The organism is Streptomyces sp. NBC_01232 (assembly GCF_035989885.1).
Taxonomy (GTDB): Bacteria; Actinomycetota; Actinomycetes; order Streptomycetales; family Streptomycetaceae; genus Streptomyces.
On sequence record NZ_CP108518.1, the window covers coordinates 1,182,490 to 1,200,642 of the forward strand.

The following is an 18,153-nucleotide window of genomic DNA, read 5'->3' on the forward strand; positions in this document are numbered from 1 at the left end:
ATCCTGCCGGACAGCGGGGCCCGGCAGGATCCGGAAGACATGCCCCAGGCCCGTCCGAGGGCAGTTCCCGGACGGGCCTCGGGGCAGGAGGGTCAGCCGGTTGCCGTCAGGGTGGCCGAGCGGCGCGGGATCGCGAAGGCGTCCAGTTCCGCGCGGGTCAGGCCGGTCAGGGCGGTGACCTCCTCGGCGCCCACCGCGCCGCAGTCGAGGCCGCGGACCAGGTAGCCGGCCAGGGCCTTGGCGGTGGCCGGCTCGTCCATCACGTCGCCCTCGATCTTGGCGACGTACGCCTTCAGGCGCGCGGCGGCGGTCTCCAGGCCCTCGCGGTAGAAGGTGAAGACGGCCGCGTAGCGGGTCGGCAGGTGCGCCGGGTGCATGTCCCAGCCCTGGTAGTAGGCGCGGGCCAGCGCGCGGCGGGTCAGGCCGTAGTGGAGCTTCCAGCCCTCGTGGACCTTCTCGGTGGTGCCGATCGGCAGCACGTTGGTGGAGCCGTCCGATACGCGTACGCCGGTGCCGGCGGCAGCGACCTGCATGATCGCCTTGGCGTGGTCGGCAGCCGGGTGGTCGCTGGCCTGGTAGGCCGCGGAGACGCCGACGCAGGCGCTGTAGTCGAAGGTGCCGTAGTGCAGGCCGGTGGCGCGGCCCTTGGAGGCCTCGATCATGCGGGCCACCGTGGCGGTGCCGTCGGAGGCCAGGATGGACTGGCTGGTCTCGATCTGGATCTCGAAGCCGATCCGGCCCGGGCGCAGGCCGCGGGTGGTCTCGAAGGCCTCCAGCAGCTCGACGAAGGCGGTGACCTGCTCGGCGTAGGTGACCTTGGGGAGGGTCAGGACCAGGTTCTCGGGCAGGCCGCCGTGGGCGAGCAGGCCGGAGAGGAAGATGTCCGTGGTGCGGATGCCGCGGTCGCGGACGTTGGACTCCATGCACTTCATGCGGATGCCCATGTACGGGGCGTTGGTGCCGTTGGAGTACGCCTCGGAGATCAGGCGGGCGGCGCGGGCCGCGGCCTGGTCCTCCTCCTCGTCGGAGCGGACGCCGAAGCCGTCCTCGAAGTCGACGCGGAGGTCCTCGATGGGCTCGCTGAGCAGCTTGGCGCGGACGCGGTCGTAGACCGGTACGGCCAGCTCGTCGGAGATGCCGAGCACCTTGGCGAAGGTGGCGGCGTCCGGGGCGTGCTCGTCGAGGGCGGCGAGGGCCTGGTCGCCCCAGGAGCGGATGGTGTCGGCGGCGAAGACGTCACCGGGTACGTAGACCGTGTGGATGGGCTGCCGGGTGCCGGGGTCGCCCGGGTAGTGGCGCGCGAGTTCCGCGTCCACCGGCGCGAGGGAGGCGCTGATGCCCTCGCTGACCGCGCCTGCGAGGCTCGTCGCCACCTTCTCCTGCTGACCCATCGTGCACTCTCCTCTTTTCCGCTTCACGGAAGCTTAGATCCGCATAGCAGAATTTAGTCACGGGGTTCCGCTCCGTCAATGGTCCCCCCGCCGTCCTGGACAAACGACTCGGGGCCGCGCGGTGACAATCACCACACGGCCCCGGAGAAGCGAAGCTACGAAGAGAAGCGCAGGTCAGCCCTTGCGCGCCTTGATCTCGCCGGTCAGCTGCGGAACGACGGCGAAGAGGTCGCCGACGACGCCGTAGTCGACGAGGTCGAAGATCGGGGCCTCGGCGTCCTTGTTGATGGCCACGATGGTCTTCGAGGTCTGCATGCCGGCCCGGTGCTGGATCGCGCCCGAGATGCCGGAGGCGATGTACAGCTGCGGGGAGACCGACTTGCCGGTCTGGCCGACCTGGTTGGAGTGCGGGTACCAGCCGGCGTCGACGGCAGCGCGCGAGGCACCGACGGCCGCGCCGAGGGAGTCCGCGAGCTCCTCGATGATGCCGAAGTTCTCGGCACCGTTGACACCGCGGCCGCCGGAGACCACGATCGCGGCCTCGGTCAGCTCGGGGCGACCGGTCGACTCGCGGGCGGTGCGGGCGGTGACCTTGGTACCGGTGGCCAGGGCGCCGAAGGTGACGGCGAGCGCCTCGACGGCGCCGGCGGCCGGAGCGGCCTCGACCGGGGCCGAGTTCGGCTTCACGGTGATGACCGGGGTGCCCTTGGAGACGCGGGACTTGGTGGTGAACGACGCGGCGAAGGCGGACTGCGTCGCGACCGGGCCCTCGTCACCCGCCTCCAGGTCGACGGCGTCGGTGATGATGCCCGAACCGATACGGACGGCCAGGCGCGCGGCGATCTCCTTGCCCTCGGCGGAGGACGGGACGAGCACGGCGGCCGGGGAAACGGCCTCGTAAGCGGCCTGGAGCGCGTCCACCTTCGGTACCACGAGGTACTCGGTGAACTCGGGGGCGTCGGCGGTGAGGACCTTGACCGCGCCGTGCTCGGCGAGCACCGCGGCGGTGGCGTCGGCACCGGCGCCCAGGGCGACGGCGACGGGCTCGCCGATGCGGCGGGCCAGCGTCAGCAGCTCGAGGGTGGGCTTGCGGACGGCGCCGTCCACGTGGTCGACGTAGACGAGAACTTCAGCCATGGGACTGCTCTCCTGCGATTGCGAAGTGTCTGGGGGCTAAGAGGGGTGGCCGAGGTTCTTAGATGAACTTCTGGCCGGCCAGGAACTCGGCCAGCTGCTTGCCGCCCTCGCCCTCGTCCTTGACGATCGTGCCGGCGGTGCGGGCCGGGCGCTGCGCCGCGGAGTCGACCGCGGTCCAGGAGCCCTCGAGGCCGACCTCGTCGGACTCCAGGTCCAGGTCGGACAGGTCCCAGGACTCGACCGGCTTCTTCTTGGCGGCCATGATGCCCTTGAAGGACGGGTAGCGGGCCTCGCCCGACTGGTCCGTCACCGAGACGAGCGCGGGGAGGGAGGCCTCCAGCTGCTCGCTCGCGGTGTCGCCGTCACGGCGGCCGGTCACGGTGCCGTCCTCGACCTTGACCTCGGAGAGCAGGGTGACCTGCGGGACGCCCAGGCGCTCGGCCAGGATCGCCGGCAGCACGCCCATGGTGCCGTCGGTCGACGCCATGCCCGTGATGACCAGGTCGTATCCGGCCTTCTCGATCGCCTTGGCGAGCACCAGCGAAGTGCCCATGACGTCGCTGCCGTGCAGGTCGTCGTCCTCGACGTGGATGGCCTTGTCGGCACCCATCGACAGCGCCTTGCGCAGCGCGTCCTTGGCGTCCTCGGGGCCCACCGTCAGAACGGTGATCTCGGCATCGTCGGCCTCGTCGGCGATCTGCAGCGCCTGCTCGACGGCGTACTCGTCGAGCTCCGACAGCAGGCCGTCGACGTCGTCACGGTTGACGGTCAAGTCTTCGGTGAACTGCCGGTCGCCCGTGGCGTCGGGCACGTACTTCACACAGACAACGATCCTCAGGCTCACGCCGGCTCTCCTACCGCATCGTCTTTTCTGGTACCGCCTTATGCAGGCAGCATAGGCGCCTTGTCGGGCGGATCCCGGTCGGGGCGGCCCGCGCTCCGAAGGGAATGTTACTCGCCAGTACATCGTGCGTCCCACCAAGCCGCAAGGCTGCCGAGCTGTGATCTGCCCAACGCCGTGCGGCCCGGCCGAGCAGGGACGTTTCAGTCGCGCAACGCGTTGAAGCGTCCCTGGTGGTACAGCAGGGGACGGCCCTCACCGGCCGGATCCCCGACGACTGCCTCAGCGATGATCACACGATGCTCGCCGGCGGGCACACGTGCCACCACCCTGCAGACCAGCCACGCCAGTACGCCGTCCAGCACCGGCACCCCGTGCGGGCCCGAGGCCCAGCCGGTCGGCGGACCGAAACGGTCCGCTCCGCTGCGGGCGAACAGGCCCGCCAGATCCCGTTGGTGCTCGCCGAGTATGTGGACGCCGAGGTACTCGCTGTCGCGCACCGCGGGCCAGCTCGAGGCCCCGGTGCCGATGGTGAAGGACAGCAGCGGAGGGTCGGCGGAGACGGAGTTGAGCGAGGTGGCGGTGAATCCCACCGGGCGGCCGCCGTCCTGGGCGGTGATCACGGCGACGCCGGCGGCGTGCTGCCGGAAGACCGAACGCAGGAGGTCGGGCGAGCCGGGCCGGGTCGTGTCGGCCGCTGTTTCGGCCGGTATCGGGGCCGGGATCGGGGCCGGGGCCGGGATCGGGGCCGGGATCGGGGCCGGTATCGGGGAACGGGGGGACGGAGCCGTGGGGACCGTCGGGACTGTCGTAGCAGTCATCAGGGTTCTGCCTTCTGCCGCGGAACACGCGGGCGCTGTCGGGGATCGGGGGCCGGGGCTTTCAGTGATCCCAACAGCGCGCGCTCGCGTGGCGGACGAGGTCCACGTGGACCCGTCCGTAGAGCAGGAGTTCATACCGCATACCGCCAGCCTGGCGATCTCCCGTGGACACAGTCAAGCGGGATCGGGCAGATGTCAGGCGCGTCACGCTGTGTGCGGGCGCGCGCACCGGCGCTTTCGGCACCACCCCGTCGGGCCGCCCCGCAGCCGCTGCGCCCGCCGCGCGGCGCGTCATACGGCGGCCCCCAGGGCGGCGATCACGTCCACCTTGCGGGGCATCCCGGCCGCCCGCCGCACGATCCGGCCCGCCGCGTCCAGGACCAGCACGGTCGGGGTCTTCTCGATCCCGAGGGCCCGCACCAGGTCGAGCCGTTCCTCGGCGTCGATCTCTATGTGCGCCACTCCCTCGACCATCGCCGCCACCTCGGCGAGGATCCGCCGCGTGGCCCGGCAGGGCTGGCAGAAGGCGCTGGAGAACTGCACCAGACTGGCGCGCCCGCCCGGCTCCGCGCCCAGTTCGGCGGCGCCCAGCCGGGTCCCCGCGTCGTCCTGCCCGAGCACCCGCGCTCCCGTCGCCGTTTTCGTGCACGTGATTCGTGTACGTGCACCATCCTCGTACGCTCGTCCGTGGAACTGAGCACTCCGCAGGCCCGCGACATTCCCGGCGTGACGAGAATCTCCCCGGGTAGGGGCTTCTGGACTGGCCAGCAGGCCGCGTATGGGGCACGATCCCCATGGTCGCGTACCTACGCTTCCGTAACTTCCGGCCGGGAGCACCTCCCCAGGCAGAAAGCGGGGTCTCCCCACCATGGCTGAGCTCGTCTACCCTCCCGTGATCGGTGCCGCGCACGGACTCTTCCGCGCGCTGGACATCCGTATCGACATGAAGGGCACCGAGAACATCCCCCGCAAGGGCGGTGCGGTCCTGGTGTCGAACCACATCGGATACCTCGACTTCATCTTCGCCGGGCTGACGGCGCGGCCGCAGAAGCGCCTGGTCCGCTTCATGGCCAAGGAGTCGGTGTTCCGGCACAAGGTGTCCGGTCCGCTGATGCGTGCGATGAAGCACATCCCCGTCGACCGCAAGCAGGGTGAGGCCGCCTACCAGCACGCCCTGGACTCCCTGCGGGCCGGCGAGATCATCGGCGTCTTCCCGGAGGCGACGATCTCCCAGTCCTTCACGCTCAAGAGCTTCAAGTCGGGGGCTGCGCGCATGGCGCAGGAGGCCGGGGTCCCGCTGATCCCGGTGGCACTGTGGGGCACCCAGCGGCTGTGGACCAAGGGCCGTCCGAAGAACCTCAAGCGCAGCCACATCCCGGTGACGATGCGCGTGGGCGAGCCCGTCGAGGCTCCGGCCGACCAGTACGCCGGCGCCATCACCCGCCGGCTGCGCGAGCGCGTGCAGGAGCTGCTGGACTCCGCGCAGCGCGCCTACCCGGACAAGCCGAAGGGCGCGGACGACTCGTGGTGGCTTCCGGCCCACATGGGCGGCACCGCGCCGACGGCGGCCGAGGTCCGCGAGGCAGGCTGATCGGCTCCGCTCACGACGTCGGCCGCCGGAACCCGGAGAGGGTTCCGGCGGCCGACGTCGCGGCGCGATCAGCGCCACACGCTGGGCGGCTCGCACGGGGCGGCGAAGCACTGCCACTGCGGCTTCCAGTGCGGGTGCCCGGGGCGGGTGAAGAAGGGGCTGTCCGACTCGCCGGGAATGTTGGCGAAGTCGCCGGGGGGCGCCTCTTCGGCCGGCGGCTCGCTGTCGGGCACGCCCGATCCCGGGGAGCGGTCGAAGAGGCTTCCGCTGCCGGGCGGGCCGATCCACATCAGGTTGGACCTGTTGCCGTCGTCGGCGCTGTCCTGCGCGACCGCGTGCGGCGTCGCCGGGGTGGCGGCGAAGGCGGTCGTGGGCACCAGCACGCCGCCCGCGACGACGGCGGTCGAGGCGGTGAGCAGGGCGAGGCGGCGGATCCGAAAGGGGCGGGTCATGGTGGTTCTCCTCTTGACGGGGAATGGGACGACCCCTCCAGTACGCCTCGCCGGCCCCCGGCGCGTCATGCCCCTGCATCTCGGGGCTTGACGGATCGAAGGGCCCCGGACTCAGTCCGGGTTGTCGGCGCGGGTCGGGGGCTCCCTCGTTCCTGCTCCCGTTTCCGGCGGCGGTGCGCGGCGACCCGGGCCCGCGTGGCGCAGCTGCCGGTGCAGTAACGGCGCGCGCTCCCGGGCCCGGTGGCGAGGAAGAACCGCCCGCAGCCCGAGGCGGCGCAGGCCCCCCAGGCGATCCGCCCGTACTCGGTGAGCAGTTGGGCCAGCGCGAGGGCGCCCGAGGCCAGGAACCAGTCGCCCCAGCCGGCCTCCCCGCCCCGGTCGACGTGCAGGTGCCAGGGGTGACCGTCGTGCCGGGTGAGCCGGGGCCGGGTGCCGCACTCCTCGAACAGCGCGTTCAGGGCCTCGGCGGCGCGGTCCTCGTCGCCCTCCCCGAGCACCGCCGCCATCTGCCGTGCCGCGGAGCGCAGTTCGGCGGCGGCCGTCTCGGGAAACGCCTCCTCGGTCAGGTCGGCGGGGCGCTCCCCGTGCCCGGCGAGCAGTTCCGCGAGCGCGGCGCGCGGCAGGTCCGGGGTCGCGCGGACCGCCTCGGCCACGTCGACCAGCCGCCGGGCCGCCGAGAAGCCGCCCCGGGGATCCCCCATCCTCATGTCCTTTCGCCGTACACCCGCATCCCGTAACGTCTTGGGCGTCTATGACGTTACATCCGTCGGGGAGGGTCGCATGGGCGGATTCGGGCGGTACCTGGCCGCGGCGCTGGCCGCACGCATCGCCTCGGAGGGCATGGGCATGGCCGTGGTGCTGCTCGCGTTGGAGCGCACCGGGAGCGCCGCGCACGGGGCGTTCGTACTGACGGCCTGGCTGGCCCCGCACGTCCTGGCGGCTCCGCTCGCGGGCGCCGCGGCGGCCCGCAGCCGCCGGCCGCGGCTGTTCCACGTCGGCGCCCTGGCCGGGTTCGCGGCGGCGGTGGCTGCGCTGACCGCCCTGCTCGGCCGGGCCCCCGTCCCGCTGGTGCTGGCCGTGGCGGTGCTCGGCGGCTCCTGCGGGCCCATGGTGACCGGCGGACTGTCCAGTCTGGTCACCGGCCTCGTCGCGGCGGGGCCCGGGCGTGACCGGGCGTACGGCTGGGACGCCGCGACCTACAACGCCGCCGCCGTCACCGCGCCCGCGGCGGTCGGCCTGGTCACGGCGCTGGGCTCGGCCGGGCCCGCCATGGCCGTACTGGCGGCGTCCGGAGCCCTGGCGGCGGTGCTGGCGGCAACCCTCCCGTACGGGGGCCAGGGCGCGGGCCCGGCTCCCGACGCGCCCCGGGCCGGCCTGGGTGCGGGGCTCGCGGCCCTGTGGCGGGTCCGCGAACTGCGGGCCGTCACCTCGGCCACGACCCTGGCCTTCGTCGGCATCGGCTCGCTCACCACCGTCTCGGTGCTGCTTGCGACCGAACTCGGCAGTCCGGGCGGTGGGGGCGTGCTGATGACGGCCTTCGCGGTGGGCGCGCTGGGCGGCTCGCTCACGCTGGGCCGGGTCACGTCCGTGGCGCCGGACCGGCTGGTGCGGTGGGCGCTGGCCGGGACCGGGGTGGCCCTCGCGGGGGCCGTCCTCGCCCCCTCCCTGGCCGTGACGGCGGTGCTGTTCGCGCTGGCCGGGATATGCGACGGGCCGCTGCTGACGGCCACGCTGCGGATCCGCGCGCAGTACGCGCCGGACGGTGTGCGGACGCAGGTGTTCACCCTGGGCGCGGGGCTGAAGCTGACGGCCGCGTCGGCCGGGGCGGCCCTGGTGGGGTTCACGGCCGACGCGCCCGCGGCGGCGTTGCTGACCGGGATCGCCGGACTGCTGCTCGCGGCGGCGCTGCTGCACGTCCTGACGGTGGCCCGGGGGTCCGGGCGGCCCGCCCGCACCGGGCCTACAGGGCCGTCGGAAGGAGCCGCCACAACTGCGGCCGGTCGACGGACTCCCGAAGGGCCTTGAGCACGGCCGGGTGCGGGCGGGCGTGGAGCTCCGGGTAGTCGATCTCGCCGAGTTCCGGGCGTACGGGGAAGGCCAGCCGCTCGTGGTCGAGGTCGAACCGGGCGTCCACACCGGGCTTGTTGCCGCGCGGGTCGAGGCGGGACCAGCGCGCACTGCCGGGCAGCCGCAGGGCGATCAACCCGTGCACGAGGGGCTCGGTCCCGTCGTCCTCGGTGAGGCGCTGGTAGCACAGCGCCCCGGGGATGCCCTGGGCGCGCAGCAGGGCGACGAGGGCGTGGGACTTGGCGTGGCAGATGCCGTTGCGCGTCGCGAGGACGTCGGACGCCCGCCAGGTGACGCGCGGGTCGCCGGAATCGGCGGAGTGCGAGATGGTGTCGCGGACGAACCCGAAGGCGGCCTTGGCGTATGAGTATGCGTCTCCGGTGGTGGACCAGAGGGCGTCGGCGGTGTCCTGTACGCCCGGATGCCAGTGGTCGATCGCCTCGTCGGACGCCAAGTAGGCGTGGATGTCAGGGTTCTGCTGGGTCAGCTGCATGGCCGGAGCATAGGCAAACCCCCGACCGGAAATCCATAGATTTCCGGTCGGGGGTATAGCTATGCAGATCTGTGCCGTGCTGGCCGCCTAGCGGGCCAGCTCTTCCTTCAGTGCCTGGAGGAAGGCGTCCACGTCCTCTTCCTGGGTGTCATAGCCGCACATCCAGCGGACGTCGCCCGCGGCCTCGTCCCAGAAGTAGAAGCGGAAACGCTTCTGCAGTCGCCGCGAGACCTCGTGCGGCAGTCGCGCGAACACCGCGTTCGCCTGCACCGGGTAGAGGATCTCCACGCCGTCCGTCTCGCGCACGCCGGCGGCGAGCCGCTGCGCCATCGCGTTGGCCTGGCGGGCGTTGCGCAGCCACAGGTCCTTGGCGAGCAGGGCCTCCAGCTGCACCGACACGAACCGCATCTTGGACGCGAGCTGCATCGACATCTTGCGGATGTGCTTCATCTGCCGGACCGCGTCCGGGTTGAGCACCACCACGGCTTCGCCGAACATCATGCCGTTCTTCGTGCCGCCGTACGACAGCACGTCCACGCCGACCGCGTTCGTGAAGGCGCGCATCGGCACGTCGAGCGAGGCCGCGGCATTGGCTATGCGGGCGCCGTCGAGGTGCACCTTCATGCCGAGCCCGTGGGCGTGCTCGCAGATCGCCCGGATCTCGTCCGGGGTGTAGACCGTGCCCAGCTCGGTGTTCTGGGTGATCGACACGACCTGCGGCATCGCCCGGTGCTCGTCCTCGAAGCCCCAGGCCTCCTGGTCGATCAGCTCGGGGGTGAGCTTGCCGTCCGGGGTCGGGACCGCGAGCAGCTTGAGGCCCGCCATCCGCTCCGGTGCGCCGCCCTCGTCCACGTTGATGTGGGCGCTCTTGGCGCAGATCACCGCGCCCCAGCGGTCCGTCATCGCCTGGAGGGCGGTGACGTTCGCGCCGGTGCCGTTGAAGACCGGGAAGGCTTCCGCATAGGGGCCGAAGTGGCTGCGGATGACCTTCTGCAGGTGCTCGGTGTAGTCGTCCTCGCCGTAGGCGACCTGGTGGCCGCCGTTGGCGAGCGCGATGGCCGCCAGGACCTCCGGGTGCACTCCCGCGTAGTTGTCGCTCGCGAAACCTCGCACCGCCGGGTCGTGGTGGCGCCGGGCGTCGGTCCTCCCGGCCTCGGTTCCGGTTCTCACGGTTGCGGAGTGAGCCACAGACGCTGTCCGTTCACATCGATTGCGGGCCGCTCCCAGACGCCGGCGATGGCCTCGGCCAGCTCCGTCACGTCGGTGAAGCCCGCGAACTTCGCATTGGGACGCTCGGCGCGCATCGCGTCGTGCACCAGTGCCTTGATGACCAGGATCGCAGCTGCCGCCGCGGGGCCCTCGTCACCCCCCGCCTTGCGGAAGGAGTCCGCCATCGCCAGGGTCCACGCCTCGGCGGCCGCCTTGCCAGCGTTGTACGCGGCGTTGTTGGCGACCGGCTTGTGCGCCCCGGACTGGCTGATCAGTACGTATCGGCCGCGGTCACTGCGCAGCAGCCCGTCGTGGAAGGCCAGCGAGGTGTGCTGGACCGTGCGGATGAGGAGCTTCTCCAGGAAGGTCCAGTCCGCGAGGTCGCTGTCGGTGAAGGTCTTGCTGCCGCGCCAGCCGCCGACGAGGTGGACCAGGCCGTCGATCCGGCCGAATTCCTTCTCGGTCTGCTCGGCCCAGGCCTTGGTGGCGTCCAGGTCGAGCAGGTCCACGGTGTCACCGGTGATGGTGGCGCCACCGTGGGCGTAGCGCGCCGCGTCCACGGCCTCCGCGAGCCGCGCCGGATCGGCGTCGGACGCGATGACCACCGCACCCGCCTCGGCGAGGCGGAGCAGGGTGGCGCGACCGGCGGGCCCGCCGGCCCCGGCCACCGCCACCACCGCTCCGTGCAGCTTTCCGTTGCCGTTCCCGGAGCCGTTCATCTGTGCAGCCTCCTGTGGGCGAGTGCTCACGCGGCGACTCGCTCGGCCTGCTCCGCGTTCAGGGCGGTGATGCCCTTGGTCGCTGCGATCGTGCCCTTGAGCTTCTTGGCGAGCGCCTCAAAGAACATGCTGAGCGGAAACTCGTCCGGAAGCACGTCGTCCACGAGCTTGCGCGGCGGCTGCGTCAGGTCCAGGGCGTCGGCGCCCTTGGCCCACTTGGAACCCGGGTGCGGGGCGAGGTAGGTGGAAACCAGCTCGTACGCCTTGAACCAGTGCACGAGCTTCGGGCGGTCGATGCCGGCCCGGTACAGGTCCTCGATCTCGGCGCACAGCTGGTTGGTGACCTGCGGGGCACGCATCCAGTCGATCTTCAGCTTGTTGTCCGTCCAGCGCACGACGTCGTGCTTGTGGAGGTAGGCGAAGAGCAGCTGGCCGCCGAGGCCGTCGTAGTTGCGGTTGCGGTCGCCGGAGACCGGGAAGCGGAACATCCGGTCGAAGAGGACGGCGTACTGCACGTCGCGGCCGTGCTCGTTGCCCTCGGACTCCAGCTTCACGGCCTCCTTGAAGGCGGTGAGGTCGCAGCGCAGCTCCTCCAGGCCGTACATCCAGAACGGCTGGCGCTGCTTGATCATGAAGGGGTCGAACGGCAGGTCGCCGTGGCTGTGGGTGCGGTCGTGGACCATGTCCCACAGGACGAAGGCCTTCTCGCAGCGCTCCTGGTCCTCGACCATGCGGGCGATGTCCTCGGGCAGGTCGATGCCCAGGATGTCGACAGCGGCCTCGGTCACCTTGCGGTAGCGGGCGGCCTCGCGGTCGCAGAAGATGCCGCCCCAGGTGAAGCGCTCGGGTGCCTCGCGCACGGCGATGGTCTCCGGGAAGAGCACCGCGGAGTGGGTGTCGTAGCCCGGGGTGAAGTCCTCGAAGGTGATGCCGAGGAAGAGCGGGTTGTCGTACCGGGTGCGCTCCAGCTCGGCGAGCCACTCGGGCCACACCATCTTGAGCACGACGGCTTCCAGGTTGCGGTCCAGGTTGCCGTTCTGGGTGTACATGGGGAAGACGACGAGGTGCTGGAGCCCGTCGGCGCGCTCGGCGGCCGGGTGGAAGGCCAGCAGGGAGTCGAGGAAGTCCGGCACCTTGAAGTCGTCCGCGGCCCACTTGCGCAGGTCGGCGACGAGGGCGCGGTGGTACGCGGCTCCGTGCGGGAGCAGCGGCGACAGCGTCTCGACGGCCGTGATCACGCGCTCCACGGCGGCCAGGACGGTGGCGCGGCCGTGCGCACCCTCGACCTCGAAGTCGATGGAGCCGTCCTTGGCCTGCCAGGGCCGGATCTCCTCCACGGCGGCCTTGAGCTCGGCCCACGCGGGGTGGTCGACCACCCGCGCTCCGGCGGTTATCACGGCGCCGTCGGTACCGGGCACAAGAGTTTCCGTCATGTCACTTCCTCCACAGGAGAACCTCACGTATGGGCAGCGTATGCGTGCGAGGCTCTTCCGCTCAAGAGGGAACTCGGGAAATTATCCTGCGTCACCCCCTCTTTCGCCGGAAGTCTTCCCGTTCGTGGCCGCGGAACCGATCACTCCGCCCAATTGCGCCAAGGCTTCCCCGGCTCGTGGCCGGATCCCGGCCCGGCCGGGGCGGGCGGATCCCGGGAGACGGTGGAGGCGCACATCACACGCCCCGGAAGTGTGGAATGACCTTTTCGCCCCACTGCCGCAAGGTCTCCAGGCAGGCCTCCTGCTCCACCGTGCCCATCTGGATCAGACACATGACCTCGTCGGCGCCGGCCTCCCGAAGTCGCTCCACGTAGGCGATGGCGTCGTCGGCGGTCCCGTAGGCGTGGTCGGCGTTGAAGGTGGCCGTCGAGGTCGGCCGCACCGGGATGTCCAGCTCGTGCAGCCGGGCCACCACCTGCTCGGCGGCCCGGCGCATCTCCGCAGCCTCGTCGGCTCCCGCGACCACGGCCTCGTCCGGGATGCCGGCCCCGCCGTACCAGTGGCCGATGGACTGGGCGAAGAACCGCTGGCCCCGGGTGCCGATCCGGCGCGCCTCCTCCCGGTCGTCGAGCACGATGGTCGGGCACAGCACGGAGAAGTGGTCGTTGACCACGGTGGACACGAAGCGGCTGCCGTCGCGCCCGGCGATCGCCGCGTCGTAGACGGAGCGCATGTCCGCGATGGACCCGGGACCGGCGAAGCCCATCACCAGCGCCCCGATCCCCAGCTCGGCCGCCTGGACCAGGGTCTCGCCCCGGCTGCACGCCAGGAACAGCGGCGGATGAGGGGTCTGCCGCGGTCGCGGCAGGATCGGGTGCGGGTCGATGTCGATCAGCTCGCCGTGGTACTCCAGCTCCTCCTCCTGCCAGGCCCTGCCGATGATCCGCAGGGCCTCCTCGACCTCGGCCGTGGTGCGCTCCCGGTCCACCCCGCACAGCGAGGTCTCCTGCTCGGTGCCCCCGCGTCCGGCCCCGAGGTCCAGGCGCCCTCCCGAGAGCAGGTCGAGCATGGCCGCCCGTTCGGCGACCCGCACCGGATGGTTGAAGTTGAAGGGCATGCACACGACGCCGTGCCCGATGCGTATCGTGCTCGTCCTGGCGGCGACGAAACTCAGGAAGACCTCGGGAGCGCTCATGTGCGCGTACCACTTCAGCGAGTGGTGTTCGACCGCCCAGATCCGGTCGAATCCCATGCGTTCGGCCAGTACGGCCTGCTCGACGCAGTCGCGGATGACCTGGTGCTCCCGCTCCGCCGTCGGGTCGGCAAGCTGAGCTTCGAAGATCACGGAGAATTTCACTGTGCCTCCAGGGTTGCGTCGCGTACCCGGCCTCACTTCAATAAGAAATATGACTAATAGTCATGAGCCGAAGAAGCAAGAGCTTCCGCCGACCGCGTGGGCCGTCCTGGGCCTGCTCTCCTTCCCCGGCGAGCGGACCGGCTACGAGCTGAAGAAGTGGGCGGACTCCTCCCTGCGCTTCTTCTACTGGTCACCGGCCATCAGCCAGATCTACGCGGAGCTGCGCCGTCTGGAGGAACTCGGCTACGCGGCCTCCGCGCGCTCCGGACCCGAGGAGGCCCGGGCCAAGCGGCGCTACGCGATCACCGACGCCGGGCGCGGGGCGCTGGCCGGCTGGGCCGCCGACACCACCGAGGCCGGGCCCCCGGTGCTCAAGCACGGGCTGCTGCTGCGGATCTGGCTCGGCCATCTGGCGGAGCCGGAACGGCTGCGCGCGATGGTCGAGGAGCACGTGGAGCGCACTCGGGGCGAACTGGCCTCCGTACGGGAGGCCATGGAGCACGCGAGCGGCGTACCGGAATGGACCTTCCCGACCCTGGCGCTGCGCTGGAGCGAGCGGCAGCACCTGGCCGAACTGGACCTCGCCGAGGCCCTGCTCACCGACCTGCACGGGCTTGCGGATGCCCCCCAGGAGCAGGGTCGTCAAGCCGGTGGGGACGCGCCCACGCCCGGGTGACGCGCCACGCGCGGCACCGGCCCCGACGGGGCGCACAACCCTGGCGGGAAGCGGCCGGGGCGCTCCCGCGGGGCCGTGCACGCCCGGTCCCTTCGCACCCGCGGCGCACTAGCATGCGACCTCATCGCGCGCGGCCGGTAGGGACACCGCAGCCGCGCGGGGAGCCGCCGTCGACGGAAGCGAGAGAACCTTGACTTTCCTCACCATCGGTCACCGCGGGGTCATGGGTGTCGAACCGGAGAACACCTTGCGGTCCTACCTCCGAGCGGAACGTTGCGGCATGGACGTCATCGCTCTGGACCTGCGTCTGAGCAAGGACGGAGCCCTCGTCGCCGTGCACGACCCCGAGGTGGACCGGACCACCGACGGCTCGGGGGCCGTCGCCGATCTGACCCTGGCCGAGCTGCGCGAGCTGGACGCCGGTCAGGGCGAGCGCGTACCGGTCCTGGAGGAGGTGCTGGACGCCGTCCGGGTGCCGCTGCAGGCCTTCGTCACCGACCGGGCCACCGCCGCGGTGCTCGCGGAGCTGATCCTGCGGCGCGATCTGACCTCCCGGGTCGAGGTGGCCTCCACCCGGGAGGACGTGCTCGCGGAGACGGCCCGGCTGGTGCCCGGCGTACGGACCGCCCTGTACGCGGACTCCCCCGTCGGCGAAGCCGGTTCCGTCGTGGACCGGGCGCTGGCCGCCGGCGCCGCGAGCGTCGCGGTGGACGTCGAGCGGCTCAGCCTGGAGGCGGTGGAGGCGGCGCACGCGGCCGGCCTGCGCGTGACGGGCAGGGCGGTCGACACCCTGGACCGGCTGCGGCTCGCGCGGGCCCTCGGGCTGGACGGCGCGGCCACGGACTTCCCGGAGATCCGCAGCACGGGCCGCTTCACCGCCTGACGGGGGCCGGGTTCCGCCTCAGAGCGACTTGACCAGCAGTTCGAAGGCCAGGTCGTCGCGGAGCGGGACGCCGAAACGCTCGTCACCGTAGGGGAAGGGGCTGAGGTCGCCGGTGCGCCGGTAGCCGCGGCGCACGTAGTAGGCGATGAGGTCCTCCCGTACGTTGACCACCGTCATCCGCATCTCCTTGGCGCCCCACGTCTCGCGGGCGCGGCGCTCGGCCTCGGCCAGGATCTCCTTGCCGAGGCCCGCGCCCTGGAGCCCGGGGCGGACGGCGAACATCCCGAAGTAGACGTGGTCGTCGCGGTGTTCGAGCTGGCAGCAGGCGACGAGTTCGCCCGCGCGCTCGACGACGAGCAGGACCCCGTCGGGGCCGTCGATGACGGCGCGGACCCCGTCCGGGTCGGTGCGCTGACCGTCCAGGTAGTCGGCCTCGGTGGTCCAGCCGGCCCGGCTCGCCTCCCCGCGGTAGGCGGACTCGACGAGGACCACCAGTTCCGGTACGTCCGTCTCCACGGCGCTGCGGAAACTCAGGGCGGCAGGCTGGGCGGTCGACATCGGCAGCTCCGTTCGGTGCGGTGGCATATGACATGCCGGGAAGGGCAGTGAGAGCGTATCCCGGAGCCGCGTGAGGGTGCCGTGAGAGGGGCATCTCTCCCCGTGACGCCGACGAACCGGGAGGTTCCGCCGTGCACGGTTCCGCCACGTCCCTCGCGAGCTCCGTCCCCTCCTGGCTGCTGGTGCTGCTGTGCGCGGTCAGCGGCGCCTACTGCCTGCGCAGGGCGGGCGGTTCGGGCGGGGCCGCCGGGGAGGCGGTGATGGGGTTCGGGATGGCCCTGATGGCCGTGCCGATCGGGCGCGAGGACGGGTGGCGGCTTCCCGTGCTGGCTGTGGTCTTCTGCGGCGCGGCCCTGCACGCCCTGTGGATGCTGCGGGGCGGAGTGCACCACGCGCACCACCTGGTGGGCTCGCTGACGATGGTCTACATGACCCTGATGGCCGGCCCCTTGTCCGGACCCGGGCTGGGGCACGAGCCGGGACAGGGGCACGAGCAGGGGGCCGGGCTGCCGCTGCTGACCGGGGCGCTGCTCCTCTACTACGCCGGCTACGTGATGCTCGGCGGGACCCGGCTGATCACCGCGGGCGGACCGCTGCCCCCCGGGGCGGGCACCGGGCACCGGGCGGCCGCGGGGCCCGGCGGACCCGGTGAACTCATCGGCGCCTGCCGACTCGCCATGGGAATGGGGATGTTGGCCATGCTGCTCGCGATGTGACGGCGCCCGGGGACGTGTCCTGCGTCACCAATGTTCCGAGGGCGTACCCGCAGGTAGTCCCGCGCTCATAGGCTGGCGACCATGATGGTCCCCGCCGCCCTCCTGTTGCTCGGCGCCCTGACCGCGGTGCTCGCCCCCCGTCTGCTGGCCCGGGCCCGATGGCCCGAGCGCGAGCCGGTCGTCGCCCTGTGGGTGTGGCAGTGCGTGGTCGGTGCGGTGCTCCTGTGCTTCGGGCTGTCGATGCTGCTGAGCGCGGCGGCCGCCTGGCAGGCGGTCCGGGGCCGGCTCTTCGCCGCCGCCCCGCACGGGGTGATCGAGGCCTACGCGCTGGGCACGTCCGGCGGGCCCTGGGCCGCCGTGACCGCGCTCGCGCTGGCGGGCGGCGGGCTGTGGACCGCGGCGATGCTGACCGGTGAGGTGCTGCGGGCGCGGGCCCGGCGGCGTGCGCAGGGCAGCGAACTGCTGGTACGGGCCCCCCTGCTGCCCGGGGAGGACCCGGCGGGCGCGCGGCTCGTCGTACTGGAGGGTCCCCGGCCGGACGCCTGGTGGCTGCCGGGGGCGGCCCCGCAGCTGGTGGTCACGACGGCGGCGCTGGGCCGGCTGAAGGGCAGCCAGCTGGACGCGGTGCTGGCGCACGAGCAGGGGCACGCGGCGGCCCGGCACGACTGGCTGCTGCACTGCTCGCGGGCACTGTCCCGGGGCTTCCCGCAGGTGCCGGTCTTCGCCGCCTTCGAGGCGGAGATGCACCGGCTGGTGGAGATGGCCGCCGACGACGTGGCCTCGCGGCGGTTCGGACGGCTGACGATCGCGCTCGCGCTGGTCGGGCTCAACGAGGACCGCGGGGTCTTCGGGACCTCCTCGACCGAGCACGCGCACGTGCCGCAGCGGGTGCGCAGGCTGCTGTCGGCGGCGCCCCGGCTGTCCCCGGGCCGCCGGCTGCGGCTGACGGCACTGGCCACGCTGGTCCCGGCGATCCCGCTGGTGGTGGCCTTCGTACCGGGGCTGAGCGCCCTCGCGTAGTGCGCGCCCCGGCGCTCCTCGACGCCGCCAGGAGGGCGACGGTGCAAGGATCTCACCATGCGGAACGATCACTTGCGGTGGGCCGGCATCGGCTGCGCCCTGCTCGCGGCGGTCCTGACGGCGCTGGTGGTGGCGGGGTGGCCGCCACTGCTCGCGTACGACGTCCGGGTCGCGCGGGACCTGCACGCCCACGCGCTCACCCATCCGGGCTTCACGCATCTCATGCGGGTGCTCAGCGACTGGGTGTGGGACCCCTGGACCATGCGGGCCCTGGCGTTCACCGCCTGCGTCCTGCTGTGGTGGCGGGGCGAGCGGGTGAGGGCGCTGAGAGTGGCCCTGGCGACGCTGGCCGCCTCCGCGGTGCAGCAGGGACTGAAGGCGCTGGTGGGGCGGGAGCGTCCGGTGTGGTCGGATCCGGTGGACTCGGCGCAGTACGCGGCCTACCCGTCGGGCCACGCCATGACGGCGACGGTGGTGTGCGGGCTGCTGCTGTGGCTGCTCCCCCGCCCGGCCCCGGCATGGGCGCCGGCCGCCTGGGCGGTGGCCCTGGTATCGGTGCTCGGGGTCGGCTTCACCCGGGTGTACCTCGGGGTGCACTGGGCGTCGGACGTGCTGGCGGGCTGGCTCCTGGGAGTGGCCGTGCTGGCCCTCGCGGTGTGCGTGCCCGTCCGCAGAGGCGGAAGCGACCCGGTGGAGCGGTGAGGGTACGGCGTGCCTGCCCTGGATGATCCCCCGTGTCACCCAGAGCAGGCGACCCCGTGCGCTGAGTATATTGGCCCGGAGCCAGTC

Annotated in this window: 20 protein-coding genes; 7 read left to right on the forward strand and 13 right to left on the reverse strand. The window is 72.2% G+C overall.

All coding sequences use genetic code 11. The features are described 5' to 3' along the window. Positions 1-92: 92 nt before the first annotated feature. From OG444_RS05755 to OG444_RS05775, 5 genes are all read right to left on the reverse strand, one after another. Complete coding sequence (locus tag OG444_RS05755; RefSeq protein WP_327261089.1) at positions 93-1,391, reverse strand: DUF6986 family protein; 1,299 nt, start codon at positions 1,389-1,391, stop codon at positions 93-95. 174 nt (positions 1,392-1,565) lie between these two features. Next, positions 1,566-2,528: an electron transfer flavoprotein subunit alpha/FixB family protein gene (locus OG444_RS05760; RefSeq protein WP_327261090.1), complete on the reverse strand. Its 963-nt coding sequence runs from the start codon at positions 2,526-2,528 to the stop codon at positions 1,566-1,568. A 58-nt stretch (positions 2,529-2,586) separates the two neighbouring features. Then, entirely contained in the window at positions 2,587-3,372 is a 786-nt protein-coding gene (locus OG444_RS05765; RefSeq protein WP_030012969.1) for an electron transfer flavoprotein subunit beta/FixA family protein, read from the reverse strand. Between the two features lie 200 nt (positions 3,373-3,572). Continuing rightward, on the reverse strand, positions 3,573-4,190 hold the full coding sequence (locus tag OG444_RS05770; RefSeq protein ID WP_327261091.1) for a flavin reductase family protein: 618 nt from the start codon (positions 4,188-4,190) through the stop codon (positions 3,573-3,575). A 291-nt stretch (positions 4,191-4,481) separates the two neighbouring features. After that, positions 4,482-4,811, reverse strand: a complete 330-nt coding sequence (locus tag OG444_RS05775; protein WP_327261092.1) for a TlpA family protein disulfide reductase — start codon at positions 4,809-4,811, stop codon at positions 4,482-4,484. Positions 4,812-5,058: 247 nt separating this feature from the next. Between OG444_RS05775 and OG444_RS05780 the strand changes: the two genes are divergently transcribed. Continuing rightward, a complete protein-coding gene (locus OG444_RS05780; protein ID WP_327261093.1) occupies positions 5,059-5,781 on the forward strand; it encodes a lysophospholipid acyltransferase family protein in 723 nt (240 codons plus the stop codon). Positions 5,782-5,849: 68 nt separating this feature from the next. Here OG444_RS05780 and OG444_RS05785 read toward each other — a convergent pair whose 3' ends face one another. Then, positions 5,850-6,233, reverse strand: coding sequence for a hypothetical protein (locus OG444_RS05785; RefSeq protein WP_327261094.1), 384 nt, complete (start codon positions 6,231-6,233; stop codon positions 5,850-5,852). Positions 6,234-6,298: 65 nt separating this feature from the next. After that, positions 6,299-6,934 carry a CGNR zinc finger domain-containing protein gene (locus OG444_RS05790; protein ID WP_327261095.1) on the reverse strand — a complete coding sequence of 212 codons (636 nt, stop codon included), beginning with the start codon at positions 6,932-6,934 and terminating at the stop codon, positions 6,299-6,301. A 79-nt stretch (positions 6,935-7,013) separates the two neighbouring features. Here OG444_RS05790 and OG444_RS05795 point away from each other — a divergent pair, with 79 nt between their 5' ends. Next, positions 7,014-8,258 (forward strand): MFS transporter, encoded by a 1,245-nt coding sequence (locus tag OG444_RS05795; RefSeq protein ID WP_327261096.1) that lies wholly within the window; start codon positions 7,014-7,016, stop codon positions 8,256-8,258. On the opposite strand, the gene OG444_RS05800 is transcribed toward OG444_RS05795, so the two are convergent. From OG444_RS05800 to OG444_RS05820, 5 genes are all read right to left on the reverse strand, one after another. Continuing rightward, positions 8,194-8,793: a transglutaminase-like domain-containing protein gene (locus tag OG444_RS05800; RefSeq protein WP_327261097.1), complete on the reverse strand. Its 600-nt coding sequence runs from the start codon at positions 8,791-8,793 to the stop codon at positions 8,194-8,196. The two genes, OG444_RS05795 and OG444_RS05800, sit on opposite strands and share 65 nt — an antisense overlap. An 87-nt stretch (positions 8,794-8,880) precedes the next feature. Then, a complete protein-coding gene (locus tag OG444_RS05805; RefSeq protein ID WP_405787839.1) occupies positions 8,881-9,981 on the reverse strand; it encodes a threonine aldolase family protein in 1,101 nt (366 codons plus the stop codon). After that, a complete protein-coding gene (locus tag OG444_RS05810; RefSeq protein WP_327261099.1) occupies positions 9,960-10,721 on the reverse strand; it encodes an SDR family NAD(P)-dependent oxidoreductase in 762 nt (253 codons plus the stop codon). The genes OG444_RS05805 and OG444_RS05810 overlap by 22 nt, the downstream gene beginning before the upstream one ends. Positions 10,722-10,747: 26 nt before the next feature. Next, the gene (locus OG444_RS05815; RefSeq protein WP_327261100.1) at positions 10,748-12,154 is read right to left on the reverse strand and encodes a DUF6421 family protein; all 1,407 of its coding nucleotides are present in this window, start codon (positions 12,152-12,154) and stop codon (positions 10,748-10,750) included. A gap of 235 nt (positions 12,155-12,389) precedes the next feature. After that, positions 12,390-13,511, reverse strand: coding sequence for an LLM class flavin-dependent oxidoreductase (locus OG444_RS05820; RefSeq protein WP_327261101.1), 1,122 nt, complete (start codon positions 13,509-13,511; stop codon positions 12,390-12,392). 49 nt (positions 13,512-13,560) lie between these two features. On the opposite strand from OG444_RS05820, the gene OG444_RS05825 reads away from it, so the two are divergent. After that, positions 13,561-14,187 (forward strand): PadR family transcriptional regulator, encoded by a 627-nt coding sequence (locus OG444_RS05825; protein WP_327261102.1) that lies wholly within the window; start codon positions 13,561-13,563, stop codon positions 14,185-14,187. Positions 14,188-14,377: 190 nt separating this feature from the next. Further along, positions 14,378-15,070, forward strand: a complete 693-nt coding sequence (locus OG444_RS05830; RefSeq protein WP_327261103.1) for a glycerophosphodiester phosphodiesterase — start codon at positions 14,378-14,380, stop codon at positions 15,068-15,070. Positions 15,071-15,088: 18 nt separating this feature from the next. On the opposite strand, the gene OG444_RS05835 is transcribed toward OG444_RS05830, so the two are convergent. Next, complete coding sequence (locus OG444_RS05835) at positions 15,089-15,628, reverse strand: GNAT family N-acetyltransferase (RefSeq protein ID WP_327261104.1); 540 nt, start codon at positions 15,626-15,628, stop codon at positions 15,089-15,091. Positions 15,629-15,759: 131 nt separating this feature from the next. Here OG444_RS05835 and OG444_RS05840 point away from each other — a divergent pair, with 131 nt between their 5' ends. The 3 genes from OG444_RS05840 (at position 15,760) to OG444_RS05850 (ending at position 18,066) form a co-directional block, all read left to right on the forward strand. Next, on the forward strand, positions 15,760-16,344 hold the full coding sequence (locus OG444_RS05840) for a DUF5134 domain-containing protein (protein ID WP_327261105.1): 585 nt from the start codon (positions 15,760-15,762) through the stop codon (positions 16,342-16,344). An 81-nt stretch (positions 16,345-16,425) separates the two neighbouring features. Then, positions 16,426-17,364 (forward strand): M56 family metallopeptidase, encoded by a 939-nt coding sequence (locus tag OG444_RS05845; protein WP_327261106.1) that lies wholly within the window; start codon positions 16,426-16,428, stop codon positions 17,362-17,364. A 57-nt stretch (positions 17,365-17,421) separates the two neighbouring features. Continuing rightward, positions 17,422-18,066 (forward strand): phosphatase PAP2 family protein, encoded by a 645-nt coding sequence (locus tag OG444_RS05850; RefSeq protein WP_327261107.1) that lies wholly within the window; start codon positions 17,422-17,424, stop codon positions 18,064-18,066. The last annotated feature ends 87 nt before the right edge of the window (positions 18,067-18,153 follow it).

Coding starts and splice junctions, on each gene's coding strand:
- OG444_RS05795 (WP_327261096.1), top strand. CDS start 7,014: ATGGGCGGATTCGGGCGGTACCTGGCCGCGGCGCTGGCCGCACGCATC.
- OG444_RS05835 (WP_327261104.1), bottom strand. CDS start 15,628: ATGTCGACCGCCCAGCCTGCCGCCCTGAGTTTCCGCAGCGCCGTGGAG.
- OG444_RS05800 (WP_327261097.1), bottom strand. CDS start 8,793: ATGCAGCTGACCCAGCAGAACCCTGACATCCACGCCTACTTGGCGTCC.
- OG444_RS05845 (WP_327261106.1), top strand. CDS start 16,426: ATGATGGTCCCCGCCGCCCTCCTGTTGCTCGGCGCCCTGACCGCGGTG.
- OG444_RS05755 (WP_327261089.1), bottom strand. CDS start 1,391: ATGGGTCAGCAGGAGAAGGTGGCGACGAGCCTCGCAGGCGCGGTCAGC.
- OG444_RS05760 (WP_327261090.1), bottom strand. CDS start 2,528: ATGGCTGAAGTTCTCGTCTACGTCGACCACGTGGACGGCGCCGTCCGC.
- OG444_RS05790 (WP_327261095.1), bottom strand. CDS start 6,934: ATGGGGGATCCCCGGGGCGGCTTCTCGGCGGCCCGGCGGCTGGTCGAC.
- OG444_RS05815 (WP_327261100.1), bottom strand. CDS start 12,154: ATGACGGAAACTCTTGTGCCCGGTACCGACGGCGCCGTGATAACCGCC.
- OG444_RS05785 (WP_327261094.1), bottom strand. CDS start 6,233: ATGACCCGCCCCTTTCGGATCCGCCGCCTCGCCCTGCTCACCGCCTCG.
- OG444_RS05770 (WP_327261091.1), bottom strand. CDS start 4,190: ATGACTGCTACGACAGTCCCGACGGTCCCCACGGCTCCGTCCCCCCGT.
- OG444_RS05780 (WP_327261093.1), top strand. CDS start 5,059: ATGGCTGAGCTCGTCTACCCTCCCGTGATCGGTGCCGCGCACGGACTC.
- OG444_RS05825 (WP_327261102.1), top strand. CDS start 13,561: ATGACTAATAGTCATGAGCCGAAGAAGCAAGAGCTTCCGCCGACCGCG.
- OG444_RS05850 (WP_327261107.1), top strand. CDS start 17,422: ATGCGGAACGATCACTTGCGGTGGGCCGGCATCGGCTGCGCCCTGCTC.
- OG444_RS05810 (WP_327261099.1), bottom strand. CDS start 10,721: ATGAACGGCTCCGGGAACGGCAACGGAAAGCTGCACGGAGCGGTGGTG.